Source organism: Gluconobacter sp. Dm-44, from assembly GCF_018256175.1.
Lineage (GTDB): Bacteria > Pseudomonadota > Alphaproteobacteria > Acetobacterales > Acetobacteraceae > Gluconobacter > Gluconobacter cadivus.
The window spans coordinates 84,357-97,201 of record NZ_JAERLZ010000003.1 but is presented as its reverse complement, the minus strand read 5'-3'; the positions used below and the strand labels follow the sequence as shown (position 1 = coordinate 97,201).

Below are 12,845 nucleotides of genomic sequence, written 5' to 3'. Positions count from 1 at the left end.
GATGCAGACGATGGTTCCCACCGCCTCACTCCTGCCCGCCAGCCGCCTGCCACGGAGCTTCGCGCTGCAATACGCCGGGCTTCTGGTTTTCATGATCGGAGATGGTGTCGAGGTCGGCTATCTGTCGCCGTTTCTGGTCCAGACGGGCCAGACGGAGCACTTCGTCGCCCTCCTTTTTACAGCCTATGGTCTGGCTGCTGCCTTGGCGGCCTGGTTCTCGGGCCTGCTATGCGATATTTTCAGCAGCCGCACGATCATGACGGCAGGCTTGCTGTTCTGGGTCCTCCCGCAGATCCTGTTCCTTGGCGTTGCCATTCCTGCCCATTCTCCAGCCCTGCTTCTGCTGACCTACGGATTGCGCGGAGCGGGCTATCCGCTGTTCTCCTACGGGTTGCTGACCCTGCTCGTCACTACGGTCCGGCAGGACCGTCTGGGACGGGCCGTCGGCCTGTTCTGGTTCTGCTTCACCTGCGGCCTGCCCACGGTCGGCTCCATCGTGGCGCAACTCCTGCTGCCGGTGTACGGCCAGTACGTTACGCTCTGGATCGCCCTGCTCGGCGTAGGAGCTGGGGGCGTTCTCGCCATCCTGCCCCTACCTGCCACGCCCCGGTCGCAGAAAGGGAGCCTGAAGGATATCGCCCCGACCCTGCGCGAAACAGTCCGCCAGATCCGTCACAATCCGGGCGTGGGACTGGCCTGCATCGTGCGCGCGGTCAATTCCAGCGCCACACATGGCCTGATCGTCTTCATGCCCTTTTTCTTCACCAGCCGACTGGGCCTGTCGCAGGATGTGTGGATCCGGTTTCTGGAAATCATTTTCGCCAGCAATATCGTCTTCAACCTGCTGATCGGTTTTGCCAGCGACTATATTTCCTGGCGCCAGACTGTCATCTGGTTCGGCGGCATCGGCAGCGCGCTGAGCTGCGTTGGGCTGTACTGGATTCCACTGCTCTACGCACAGAGCAGCCTGTTCGCAGTCTACGCCTCTGCTGCCGTCTTCGGCATGACACTCGCCGGATATGTACCGCTCTCGGCCCTGACGCCGTCCCTTCTGCCGGACCACAAGGGCATCGCCATGTCCCTGCTGAACCTCGGCGCGGGCAGCAGCGTCTGGATTGGCCCCTTCATCGTCTATGCCTTTGAAGGTGCTGTCGGCACGCAGGGCATTATCCTCATTTACGCCGCGCTTTTTCTGGCCAGCGCAATCCTCACTTTTTTCATCACACCCCCGCCCCTCACACGCCCCGACCGCCCTCTCAACAGCACCGCAGTCCCCCAGCCCGAAGGACTTCCCTCATGACGACCCTCCGCCTTGTCCCCAACGAACCCACCTTCGCCGACACCCTCAATGCCGAAAAGGTCACGTCCCGCATCGGTGCCATCATTCATGGCATCAATACCCGAGAGCCTTTGCCCGAAGAACACAAGGCGTTTCTTCATGACGCCCTGCTGCGCCACAAGGTGATCTTCCTGCGCGATCAGTTTCTCGATGACGCCCAGCACGAAACACTCAGTCGCGTTTTCGGGGACCCGATCCTCCATCCGACCATCCCGGCCGCAGACGGCACCCCCTATACATTCGAGCTGAACTCCCGCAACGGCCGCTCCACGGATTCCTGGCATACGGATGTCACGTTCGTCCCCGCCTATCCCAAAGCCTCCATTCTGCGCGCCATCACGATCCCGCCTTATGGTGGCAACACTCTCTGGGCCAATACGGCCACGGCCTATGACGACCTGCCCGCTCCACTCCAACAACTAGCCGACACGCTCTGGGCTGTTCATGGCAACGACTACGATACCAATTTTTACAAATACGACCTTCGTCATGAGGAAATTGCCGATTTTCGCGCCCGTTTCATCTCAAGGATTTATGAAACAGAGCACCCCGTCGTTCGCATTCACCCTGAAACCGGCGAACGCACACTCGTTCTGGGTCATTTCTTCAAAGAAATCCGCGGAATTCCTACCCAGCACGCCAACCAGTTACTGGAAATCTTCCAGTCCTACATTACGCAGATCGACAACACTGTCCGCTGGAACTGGAAGCCCGGTGATGTCGCCATCTGGGACAACCGCGCCACGCAGCATTATGCCACAGCCGACTTCGACACCCATCCCCGCCTCCTCCGTCGGATCACTGTACGCGGAGACACGCCCATCAGCATTGCGGGCGAAAAAAGCCGCCTGCTCAAAGGTCCGGATGACGGCCAAGACCTCGATCACTGAAACATGAGCAAAGACATTTCCAAACCAGACAACTTTAATGTGTGGTTGCCTTAATTTTTAAGATGGCGTCCACAGTCGGACGCATTTCGATAAACCAGATACCGCTCTGAAAAATATGGGATTTTTTGATTTATCTGGCGGAGAGGGTGGGATTCGAACCCACGGTACCCGCGAAGGCACAACGGTTTTCGAGACCGCCCCGATCGACCACTCTGGCACCTCTCCGTACGGCTCTGCTGTTTCGCTGAACCTGATCGACGGAGGGGCTTATGACGGGCTTTATCCGATATTGCAAGAGGGTAGAAACGCCTTCCTGCGAGAAATGTGGTTGCAGGGCGGTTTTTTAGTCGTTTCTGATTGACTGAAAGCCTTCATATCTGTATCGACCGCGGCTGTTCCATACGACCGCATTGTATGTGGTTGCCTTGGAGCCAACGACAAAAAGCGACTGGGTCGCGCCAGACCGGGACCACCCGGCAGCAGCGACCACGAGATCGGAACAGAGAGAGTTTCCAGAATGTACGCAGTCATCCGCACCGGCGGTAAGCAGTATCGCGTTGCTCCCGAGAGCATCCTCAAGGTTGAGAAGCTCGAAGCTGAAGCCGGCAGCACCATCACCTTCACCGACGTCCTGATGGTTGGCGGCGAAGGCACCTTGACCGTTGGCGCACCGCTGGTTGCTGGTGCAACCGTGACGGCAACCGTCGTCGCTCAGGATCGCCTGCCGAAGGTGATCATCTTCAAGAAGCGTCGCCGTCAGAACAGCCGCCGCAAGAATGGACACCGTCAGCCGGTGACCGTCCTGCGTATCAACGCGATCAACGCGGCCTGATTGGCCAGACACTTTAGGTAAGGACAAACAGTCATGGCACAAAAAAAGGCAGGCGGCTCGAGCCGTAACGGACGCGACAGTGCAGGTCGTCGTCTAGGTGTAAAGAAGTTCGGTGGCGAAAGCGTCATCGCAGGCAACATCATCGTCCGTCAGCGCGGCACGAAGATGAAGGCTGGCGCCAATGTCGGTATCGGTCGCGACCACACGCTGTTCGCTCTGGTAGACGGCCACGTGCAGTTCCAGCGCCGCGCAGAAGGCCGCGTCCACGTTTCCGTGGCACTGCCGGAAGCCGCTGAATAAGCAGCCCGCTGTTCCAGCGCGAGCAGAAAGGGCCGGTCCTGTTCGGGACCGGCCTTTTTGCGTATAAAGCGCCCCTCACCTTATTCTTTCGGACAATACGATGAAGTTTCTCGACCAGGCCAAGATCTATGTGCGTTCCGGTGACGGCGGTGACGGCGTGATCGCATTCCGGCGCGAGAAATACATCGAATATGGTGGTCCGGACGGCGGCGATGGCGGTCGTGGTGGCGATATCCTTTTCCGTGCGGTCCCCGGTCTGAATACCCTGATCGATTTCCGCTACACGCAGCATTTCAAGGCCCGTAAGGGCGGCAATGGCGCAGGGTCCAACCGGACCGGAGCTGCTGCTTCGACCGTTACCATTAACGTGCCGGTTGGAACGCAGATTTTCGACGAAGACCGCGAAACCCTGCTGGCTGATCTGGACGCCGAGGGCAAGGAAGTCCTTCTGTGCCGCGGCGGTGATGGCGGCCTTGGTAACACCCACTTCAAAAGCAGCACCAACCGTGCGCCACGCCGGGCCGACAAAGGCTGGCCGGGCGAAGAGCGCTGGGTGTGGCTGCGCCTCAAGCTGATCGCCGATATCGGCCTTGTCGGACTTCCCAACGCAGGCAAGTCCACGCTTCTTTCCGTCGCATCCCGTGCACGCCCGAAAATTGCCGATTACCCGTTCACGACCCTGCACCCCCAGCTCGGTGTGGTTCGCCTGAACAACACCGAAGAATTCGTGATCGCCGATATTCCCGGCCTGATCGAAGGAGCCAGCGAAGGCGCGGGCCTTGGGGACCGGTTCCTGGGGCATGTGGAGCGCTGCGCGACGCTCCTGCACCTGATCGACGGGACGGAAAGTCAGGTCGTCAAACACTGGCGCCTGATCCGCAAGGAACTTGAAGCCTACGATCCGGAGCTTGCTGCCAAGCCCGAGATCATCGTTCTGAACAAGTGCGACTCCCTGACGCCCTCACAGCGTTCCGCCAAAAAGCGGGCACTGGCCAAGGCATCCGGGGCCGAAGTGCTGATGCTGTCCGGCGCGACGCAGGAAGGCCTGCCCGAACTGCTTCGGATGCTTCAGGATCGTGTGACGGCTGCCAAACAGGACCGGCAGGGATGAACGCTGCGGCTTGTGCTCCTCATCTGGCGCAGGCCCGCCGGATCGTCATCAAGATCGGAAGCGCGCTTCTGGTCGATTCAGCAAACGCGACCCTGCGCCAGCAATGGCTGCAGGGTGTTTGCGCCGACATCTCTGACCTGCGCGCGCAGGGTGCTGAGGTTATTGTGGTCTCGTCAGGCGCAATCTCTCTTGCCCGGCATCGTCTTGGCCTTACGTCCCGCAAACTACGTCTGGACGAAAAACAGGCGATGGCCAGTGTCGGGCAGATCGGACTGGCACAGGGCTGGAGTGCAGCGCTGGCGGACCACAATCTGGTCGCGGCACAGCTTCTCCTGACGCCGGACGATACGGAAAACCGTGAGCGCCACCTCAACGCCCGCGCCACGCTCCAGACACTGCTCGATCTGGGCTGCGTGCCGGTCATCAATGAAAATGATGCCATCGCCACCAGCGAAATCCGCTTCGGCGACAATGACCGTCTGGGCGCGCGCGTTGCGCAGATGACGGGAGCGGATTGCTTGGTCCTGTTGTCCGATATTGACGGGCTCTATACGGCCGACCCGCGACAGGACCCGTCTGCACGGCATATTCCCGTGGTCGAACAGATGAGCGACGACATCATGGCCATGGGGGGCGAGCCGCCACCGGGTTATTCATCGGGCGGAATGCGCACGAAACTGCTGGCTGCAAAGATTGCAACGCGCGCCGGTGCGAACATGGTCATTGCGGCCGGACAGGGCCACCATCCACTGCGCAGACTGCAAAATGGTGGCCTCTGCACCTGGTTCCTGGCCCAGACCGATGCAGGGTCAGCCCGCAAGCGCTGGATTGGCGGGAGCCTCCACCCCAAAGGCTCACTGACAATTGACGCAGGCGCGTGCCGCGCACTTCAGGAGGGTGCCTCCCTCCTTCCCGCAGGCGTAACCGGACTTGAGGGCGCGTTCGGACGCGGCGATCTTGTCGCCATCCGCGACGCTGAAGGCAACGTGATCGGGCGCGGCCTGATCGGTTATGATTCGGATGAAAGTCTGAAACTGATCGGACACCGCTCCGGCGAAATGGAGCAGCTTCTGGGATATCGCGGCCGGGATGCGTTAATTCATCGGGATGATCTGGCTCTCGATCATCCCTGACACGCCCTGCCCTGCTGTTCAGCCCCTTGGGGGCCAGCGCAGCTTAGGTTCGGAACGGGGCTGGTAAGCGTCACTCTCCGCAACTATTTTTGCGGACTGCTTCTTGTCAATGGCGCGACTCAGAGGCTGGCGCGCAGTCTCTGTTGCGCCCTGCTCCCATGGCGCGCGCGACCAGACCCGCTCGGGCGCACTAGGCAGGTCGTCTCTCGCTGGAGTGGATGCCGCCTTAAAACCCCGGCGCGGCAGGGTCTCAGGGTCTGCCCGTCCCGTAATGCCCTGCCCCGAGCCACTCTGCCCAGGACCATCCTCATAGGACGGCAGATCAGGACGCAGGGTATGTGCGGGCATCAGATAGTCTTCATCTATCCGCGCCATGCGCTCCTGAGATGCAGCGACGGTCTGCGCCACCGGCTCCACAGAAAGAGTGTCCGGACGTGTCGAGACTGCCAGACGCAGGTTCAGGGCCCGGAGTTCAGCACGCATCTCGGCGATCTGAAACTCCAGATCCTGCAACCGGGGCTTGGTGCCGAACACAGCGAACGGCATGCACAGCAGTGCCAGCCCAAACAGTGCGGCCACCACGACCAGGCACCCGAAGGCCCAGCCTGGCAGCCATGAAAAATCAGACATCATGAGGAGGCCCGGTCCCGTCTGAAAGTGGCGTGTTCGATTGTCCGGCGGCTGGAATTACATTCCAAGGGCGCGACGGTAGATGTCGAGCAGGGTTTCCTGCTCCTCGATTTCCGCAGGCTCCTGCTTGCGCAGACGGATGATCTGCTTGATGACTTTTACGTCAAATCCGGCCGATTTGGCTTCGGAAAAAATGTCCTTGATATCGCCAGCCAGAGCCTTGCGCTCTTCTTCTAGACGCTCGACACGCTCGATAATGGAGCGCAGACGGTCCGCAGCGATCCCGCCCGTGGCAGCGCCTTCGTTCTTGATTTCTGCATCCATGGTCCGGTTTCCTTATGTCGTCTGGGCTATGTTTTGCCGACGCTGCGCAAACACAGCATCCGCCGCGCGGCTTATCGTGATGAGGGTCGGACGGTCAACGGAATTATGCGCACGTTTCATGAACGCGTGAACATGACGAAGCTTTTCTCCCGATGTCGTGCACGGCTCATCCCTTGACAGAAAGCCCCCCGACAGGGAACTAGACGGTGCCTGAAACGGCCTGAACCTTAACCCTTTTTTCCCGGTCTGCGGGTTCGAGAGGTCAGAGAGTCTCCCATGGAACATTTTCAGCAGGTCGAACCTTTCGACTATGTCATCTTCGGCGCCACTGGCGATCTCACGATGCGCAAGCTGCTACCCGCGCTCTATAACCGCCTCCGGCTGGGGCAGATTCCGGATGATGCCCGCATCATCGGAGCCGCCCGGACAGAGCTGAGCCGTGAGGCCTATGTCGCGCGTGCCCGTGAGGCGCTCGAGCGTTTCCTTCCTTCGGATGTCCTGAGCCCCGGACTGGTGGACCGTTTCCTCGCCCGTCTGGACTATGTGACCCTCGACAGCAGCCGCCAGAGCGAGCAGTGGGACAGCCTGACGTCCCTGTTCGCCAAGGCGCAGCCTGACCGGGTACGGGTCTTTTATTTCGCAACCGCGCCGCAGCTTTACGGCAGCATCTGCGAAAACCTGCACCGGTATGGGCTGATCACGGCCAATTCGCGGGTGGTGCTTGAAAAGCCCATCGGAACGGATATGGCGACCGCAACCGCCATCAATGACGGCGTGGGCCAGTATTTCCCGGAAAAGCAGATCTACCGGATCGATCACTATCTCGGCAAAGAGACGGTGCAAAATGTTCTTGCCCTGCGCTTTGCCAATCCGCTCATCAATGCGGCATGGTCTGCAGAGCATATCGAAAGCGTGCAGATCACCGCTGCCGAGACGGTTGGCGTTGAAGGTCGTGCCGCCTATTACGATACGTCAGGCGCACTGCGCGACATGATCCAGAACCATCTGCTTCAGGTGCTGTGTCTGGTCGCCATGGAAGCGCCGGATTCCCTTGAGGCCGATGCCGTCCGTAACGCCAAGCTGGCGGTTCTGAACGCGCTGCGCCCGATTACGGAAGCCAGCGCAGCGACCGAGACCGTACGTGCGCAATACACGGCTGGCGTGATCGGCGGCGAGAATGTTCCGGGCTACCTTGAAGAACTGGGCACGCCCAGCGCCACGGAAACCTTTGCCGCAGTCCGGGCCTGGGTGGATACGCCCCGCTGGAAGAACGTGCCGTTCTATATCCGCACGGCCAAGCGTTCAGCCCGCAAGGTCAGCGAAATCGTCGTGACGTTCCGCCCGGCTGCGACCACGATGTTCGGTGCCGCTCCCGCCAGCAACCGCCTCGTGCTGCGCATCCAGCCCAATGAGGGTGTGGAACTGCGCCTGAACGTCAAGAACCCCGCGCTGGATGTGTTCAACCTCCACACGGCGGATCTGGACACCTCCATCCGTATGGAAGGCGGCATGCCCTTCCCCGACTCCTACGAGCGGCTGCTGCTTGACGCGGTCCGGGGTGATCCGGTCCTCTTCATCCGTCGCGACGAAGTCGAAGCTGCATGGCGCTGGGCTGAACCGGTCCTTGATGCGTGGAAGCATAATAAGGTACCCATGCAGACTTACAGCGCCGGTTCCTACGGTCCGGAGCAGGCCACCCGCCTGCTCGCCGAGCATGGCGACACCTGGCACGAAGCCTCGGAGTGACCACATTTGAGTGATGATAAAAGCGCAACGCCCCGTCTGGGCCGCGCGCCTGGCAAAAATACACGCCGCCAGCCCCGCAGCTTCAAACAGCTTCTGCTGCGGCGGCTTCTGATCGTCATCCCGGCTTTTCTGCTCATGTTCATCGCAGTCCGGAGCGGACTGCTGGACATGTCTTATGACAAGATTACGTTCAGCAAGCTGAGCTGGTTCGATAACACCGCTCTGGTGGAGCATCTCCGCCTTGCGGTGGTGAAGGACAATCTGACGGATCTGCCACGCAACTGCCTCGTTTTCGTCGTTAACGGCAGCGCGTCCGACAACACGCCGACGATGGATGTGCTCGGGCGGCACGGCAATGGTTGCCCCGGCGAGAAACCGTCAGCCGACAAACTGTTCAGCCTGAAGATCAACCGTGCCGACCGGACCGTACAGACCGATGCGGGAACGCCCGGCTCCTTCCACGATTTGCCTCTCTGAGGTGTTCTAAAAAAACGGAGCGCCTTAGGGCGCTCCGTTTTTTTCCTGTGCAAAAGCCTCGCGCAGGAACAGGCCCCCCTCTCTCAACGCCCGCCGCCCATCCCGGAACAGCGCGTAGCCGTTCAGGAAACCGTGAATCATGCGCGGGAAGTTTTTCAGCACGACCGACACCCCGGCCTCATTCAGGCGACGGGCATAAAGCTCGCCCTCGCCCCTGAGTGGATCGAACCCCGCAGTAACGATCATAGCGGGCGGCAGAGTCTCGAAATCGTCTGCCAGCAATGGCGAAAATGCCGGATCGAAAAGCTGCTCCGGACTCGCCAGTGTCTGACCGCAATACCAGTACAGAAGCTCCACACTCAGCATGTAACCGTCCGCATAAGCCTGACGGGACGGCGGAACGAACGGACCGCTCAGGGCGGGATAATACAAAAGCTGGGCGCTGAGCGGGCGTGATCCCAGCGCCCGGACCCATTGCGTGAGCGCGGCAGAAAGATTTCCTCCCGCACTGTCACCCGCTACAGCCACAGGCATATCGGCTGGCACAGTCGCGAAAATCCACTCCAACGCGGCTTTGGCATCATCCAGAGCAGCCGGAAAACGATGCTCGGGCGCAAGACGGTAATCCAGCGACAGCACCATTGCCCCTGAAGCGGCTGCCAAACGGCAGCAGATCCCGTGATGCGAAACGAGATCGCAATGCACGAATCCGCCGCCGTGCAGAAACAGCACAACACCCCTGACCTTTCCCCGCGGCCGGTACAGACGGGCATTCCGTTGTCCCTCCGCTCCGGGAACACGGATCTCACACCACTGCCGGATCCGCAGCGATGAAAGACTGACCGGAAAACTCGGACGCCCCGTCACGCGGCGGATCTGTTGCAGAACGTCCGCAGAAGGCTGTGGGGCAGGGATGGGCGGAATTTCATCGAGAACGATTGTTCGCGGTGCAATACCACGTCTGCGGCTCTGTCGGGCCAGCCAGAACAGGAAGATCCGCAATGTCAGGGTCGGGCGCATGTATCCCTTATGCTCCGGTCATCAGAAAAAGTCTGCCCTTGACCCCGCAGGCGTCCCGGAGCAGTGTCTGCCCCGCCAGACGGCTGGACGATCGCTGTGTGTGCGATGAGGATCGCATACAGGGAGGAAAGTCCGGGCTCCACGGGAAAACGGTACCGGTTAATTGCCGGCGGGGGCGACCCCAGGGACAGTGCCACAGAAAACAGACCGCCCGCCGGACTGTTTTTTCAGCGATTTATCGCGGGGAAAATACGTTGCGGGTAAGGGCGAAACGGTGCGGCAAGAGCGCACCGCATCTCCGGCAACGGCGATGGTCACGGTAAACCCTACCGGGAGCAAGACCGAATAGGAACGGCAGGTTTCCGCAAGGAAGCCGGGGGCTTCTCGCCCCGTCGTTCGGGTTGGTTGCGTGAGGCCTGCAGCAATGCAGGTCCCAGAGGAATGATCGTCCCGCTTTCGGGCGGACAGAACCCGGCTTACAGGCCGTCTGGCACCCTCTGAAAATCTGTTCTTCCAGTAATTGTCCCCTCTCCCAAAGAAGAACAAAAACAGAACAAATAACGGCAGGTATAGATCCGCCTCCGCGATTATCCCTGATAAACCCTAACAAACAGCAAAAATTTTTGTCACATTTCAACTTTTGAAAATGCCGCAGTTTTCTGCGGTTTTTTGACGATATCTGTTTGACGTCCCATGAAATCCCATGATATCCCAATAAAGACCAAGCCAAATAATCAGCAGCCGAATACCCGGTTTCTGAATGCAGGAAGGAGGCACATCGTTCATGAGCATGTTCCTCGGCACGCATCAGAACCGTTTCGATGCCAAGGGACGCGTCTCCATCCCTGCACCTTTCCGTGCCGCCCTGAAATCTCAGGCCCAGCCGGGCGATCCGCTGGTTATTCTCCGTCCGTCCCACCTCCACCCATGCATTGAGGGTTGGACGGCTGGCGCTTTCGCCTCCCTTGCCACTCCGCTTGACGAATACGATCCGTTTTCGGAAGACCACGAAGATCTGGCCGCCAGCCTCTACGCGGATGCTTATCCGCTGGACAGCGACAAGGAAGGCCGCATCATTCTGCCCGAAACCCTGCGCACCCACGCGGCGCTGACGGACGAAGTGTCTTTCATGGGGCTGGGACGGACATTCCAGATCTGGCATCCCGCCGCTGCCGAAGAGCGCCGTCAGGCTGCCCGGAGCCGTGCAAAAACACTTGCAACCAGCCGTCGCCCCATCAGCGCGCCCGCCGCCACAAACACTGCGGGAGCAGCCGAATGAACGCGATTACTCTGGTTCACTCGGGCCACGTCCCCGTCATGCTGCATGAGGTACTCGAAGCCCTCGCACCCCGCGCTGGTGGCCGGTATCTGGACGGTACGTTCGGCGGCGGCGGCTATGCCCGTGCCATTCTGAACGCCGCTGACTGCACCCTTGACGGCATCGATCGTGATCCGGCAGCCATCGAACGCGGAAACGCCATGGCCGTACAGGCCAACGGACGGCTGCGGATGCATCAGGGCACGTTCGGTGACATGGAAGCTCTGGTTGGCGCAGAAGGGCCGTTTGACGGCATTGTGCTCGATCTGGGCGTCTCTTCCTTTCAGATCGATCAGGCCGAGCGCGGCTTTTCGTTCCGGAACGACGGTCCGCTGGACATGCGCATGGGTTCAGACGGCCCTTCCGCCGCCGATCTGGTCAATGACCTCAAGGAAGCGGACCTCGCGGACATTCTTTACCGATACGGCGAAGAAAAACTCTCCCGCCGCATCGCACGCGCCATCGTGGCGGCCCGTGCTGAAGCTCCGATCACCACGACTGGCCAGCTTGCCCATATCATCCGCTGCTGCGTCCCCCGCGACCGTGCCAATATCGACCCCGCAACCCGCAGCTTTCAGGGGTTGCGGATTGCCGTGAACGACGAGCTTGGCGAACTGGAGCGTGCGCTGGACGCCGCGCCGCGTCTTCTGGCACCGGGCGGTATTTTCGTGGTTGTCACCTTCCATTCCCTCGAAGACCGTCTGGCGAAACGTGCCATGGCTGTTCTCGCAGGACGGACGGGAAATCCTTCCCGCTACGAACCGGCTCCGCTTCGTCAGAACGCGCCGGCTTTTTCCCTTCTCCATTCCCGCCCCCTCTCCGCTACGGACGAGGAATCCCGGGAAAATCCGCGCGCGCGCAGCGCCCGTCTGCGTGCACTGGTCCGTAATCCCGCCTCAGGAATCTCCTCATGATCCGGCCCTTCACCGTCGCCTGTGCCGTCCTTGCCGCAGGATCCGGCCTGTTTCTCTATACGAAGAAGCATGAGACTACGGTTCTGGACCAGCAGATCACGAAAATCGTGCAGGACACGCAGCGCGTGCGAAGCCAGACCGCCATGCTACGGACGGAATGGGCCCTTCTGAACCAGCCGGACCGCCTCAACACACTCGCTGCCCGCTTCGTCCCGGCGCTCCATCCGATGGAGCCTGACCAGTTCATCCGCATGACGTCTCTTGAAGCGCATCTTCCAGCCCCCGGCTCGAAAGCGCAGGCGGCAGATCCTCGCGAAGGTCTGCATGAAGTCGTCAACAGGGCCGCAGAAGCCGCACATCTGCCCCTGCCCGCCCCGCAGCAGCCTGCTGTGCATACACAGCCTCCTACCCAGAGTGCACCAGCACCCCGCCCAGTGGTCGTAGCCATGGCAAGTCATCCTGCCCCGGTCGCCGTCAAACCTGCCGCGATCCCGACGCACCCTTCCCATGCTCGCGCTGCGGACGTCCAGCTGGCCTCCGCCACACCTCGTCCCGCTACAGCGTCCGGTCACAGCCATGCGGACACGGCGCCGAACGTGCATCTTGTCAGCTATCGTGAGAGCCACCCTGCTCCGCTGATGGTGGCCGCCTGGCATCCGCAGACTGTTCATGTCAGCCATGCGCCCGTAACGACCCGCCTTGCGGAAGAGCGTCCGCGGGCGCATCACGCTCAACTTTCCGCTCTGGCAAATGTAAATGACGCATTGCCCGCGCCGGTGCCGTTGGCTAACTGAAAGCCCTTTCATCGTTA

15 protein-coding genes, 1 tRNA gene and 1 other RNA gene are annotated in these 12,845 nt (G+C 60.6%); 12 read left to right on the top strand and 5 right to left on the bottom strand.

The features are described from left to right. Position 1: 1 nt before the first annotated feature. The gene (locus JK213_RS05735; RefSeq protein WP_194262128.1) at positions 2–1,300 is read left to right on the top strand and encodes an MFS transporter; all 1,299 of its coding nucleotides are present in this window, start codon (positions 2–4) and stop codon (positions 1,298–1,300) included. Next, positions 1,297–2,229, top strand: a complete 933-nt coding sequence (locus JK213_RS05730; protein WP_194262129.1) for a TauD/TfdA family dioxygenase — start codon at positions 1,297–1,299, stop codon at positions 2,227–2,229. The genes JK213_RS05735 and JK213_RS05730 overlap by 4 nt, the downstream gene beginning before the upstream one ends. Before the next feature lie 135 nt (positions 2,230–2,364). Here JK213_RS05730 and JK213_RS05725 read toward each other — a convergent pair. Then, positions 2,365–2,454, bottom strand: a tRNA-Ser gene (locus tag JK213_RS05725). Positions 2,455–2,746: 292 nt separating this feature from the next. Here JK213_RS05725 and rplU point away from each other — a divergent pair. The 4 genes from rplU (at position 2,747) to proB (ending at position 5,605) form a co-directional block, all read left to right on the top strand. Next, entirely contained in the window at positions 2,747–3,061 is a 315-nt protein-coding gene (gene rplU, locus JK213_RS05720) for a 50S ribosomal protein L21 (RefSeq protein ID WP_011251736.1), read from the top strand. A 33-nt stretch (positions 3,062–3,094) separates the two neighbouring features. Continuing rightward, positions 3,095–3,361, top strand: coding sequence for a 50S ribosomal protein L27 (rpmA, locus tag JK213_RS05715; protein WP_062027139.1), 267 nt, complete (start codon positions 3,095–3,097; stop codon positions 3,359–3,361). A 100-nt stretch (positions 3,362–3,461) separates the two neighbouring features. After that, the gene (obgE, locus tag JK213_RS05710) at positions 3,462–4,472 is read left to right on the top strand and encodes a GTPase ObgE (protein WP_194262130.1); all 1,011 of its coding nucleotides are present in this window, start codon (positions 3,462–3,464) and stop codon (positions 4,470–4,472) included. After that, entirely contained in the window at positions 4,469–5,605 is a 1,137-nt protein-coding gene (gene proB, locus JK213_RS05705) for a glutamate 5-kinase (RefSeq protein WP_194262131.1), read from the top strand. The genes obgE and proB overlap by 4 nt, the downstream gene beginning before the upstream one ends. 18 nt (positions 5,606–5,623) lie before the next feature. Here the strand turns inward: proB and JK213_RS05700 are convergent, their stop codons facing one another. Together JK213_RS05700 and JK213_RS05695 are read right to left on the bottom strand one after the other, a co-directional pair. Further along, a complete protein-coding gene (locus JK213_RS05700; RefSeq protein ID WP_194262132.1) occupies positions 5,624–6,238 on the bottom strand; it encodes a hypothetical protein in 615 nt (204 codons plus the stop codon). Positions 6,239–6,292: 54 nt separating this feature from the next. Continuing rightward, complete coding sequence (locus JK213_RS05695) at positions 6,293–6,559, bottom strand: DUF2312 domain-containing protein (protein WP_099286501.1); 267 nt, start codon at positions 6,557–6,559, stop codon at positions 6,293–6,295. Between the two features lie 276 nt (positions 6,560–6,835). On the opposite strand from JK213_RS05695, the gene zwf reads away from it, so the two are divergent. Further along, on the top strand, positions 6,836–8,305 hold the full coding sequence (gene zwf, locus JK213_RS05690) for a glucose-6-phosphate dehydrogenase (protein WP_194262133.1): 1,470 nt from the start codon (positions 6,836–6,838) through the stop codon (positions 8,303–8,305). Positions 8,306–8,311: 6 nt separating this feature from the next. Beyond that, entirely contained in the window at positions 8,312–8,782 is a 471-nt protein-coding gene (locus JK213_RS05685; RefSeq protein WP_174694266.1) for a hypothetical protein, read from the top strand. A gap of 24 nt (positions 8,783–8,806) precedes the next feature. Here JK213_RS05685 and JK213_RS05680 read toward each other — a convergent pair whose 3' ends face one another. Further along, the gene (locus JK213_RS05680; RefSeq protein ID WP_211571301.1) at positions 8,807–9,802 is read right to left on the bottom strand and encodes an alpha/beta hydrolase; all 996 of its coding nucleotides are present in this window, start codon (positions 9,800–9,802) and stop codon (positions 8,807–8,809) included. Positions 9,803–9,877: 75 nt separating this feature from the next. Here JK213_RS05680 and rnpB point away from each other — a divergent pair. Beyond that, positions 9,878–10,297: RNase P RNA component class A (gene rnpB, locus JK213_RS05675), an RNA gene on the top strand. 138 nt (positions 10,298–10,435) lie between these two features. Here the strand turns inward: rnpB and JK213_RS05670 are convergent. Next, complete coding sequence (locus JK213_RS05670) at positions 10,436–10,588, bottom strand: hypothetical protein (RefSeq protein ID WP_211571300.1); 153 nt, start codon at positions 10,586–10,588, stop codon at positions 10,436–10,438. Here JK213_RS05670 and mraZ point away from each other — a divergent pair. Genes mraZ through JK213_RS05655 form a run of 3 tightly spaced genes read left to right on the top strand, consistent with a single transcriptional unit; the run spans position 10,587 to position 12,828 of the window. Then, positions 10,587–11,081 (top strand): division/cell wall cluster transcriptional repressor MraZ, encoded by a 495-nt coding sequence (gene mraZ, locus JK213_RS05665; protein WP_099286504.1) that lies wholly within the window; start codon positions 10,587–10,589, stop codon positions 11,079–11,081. The genes JK213_RS05670 and mraZ overlap by 2 nt on opposite strands. Next, positions 11,078–12,034 carry a 16S rRNA (cytosine(1402)-N(4))-methyltransferase RsmH gene (gene rsmH / locus JK213_RS05660; RefSeq protein ID WP_194262135.1) on the top strand — a complete coding sequence of 319 codons (957 nt, stop codon included), beginning with the start codon at positions 11,078–11,080 and terminating at the stop codon, positions 12,032–12,034. The genes mraZ and rsmH overlap by 4 nt, the downstream gene beginning before the upstream one ends. After that, on the top strand, positions 12,031–12,828 hold the full coding sequence (locus tag JK213_RS05655; protein ID WP_194262136.1) for a hypothetical protein: 798 nt from the start codon (positions 12,031–12,033) through the stop codon (positions 12,826–12,828). The genes rsmH and JK213_RS05655 overlap by 4 nt, the downstream gene beginning before the upstream one ends. The last annotated feature ends 17 nt before the right edge of the window (positions 12,829–12,845 follow it).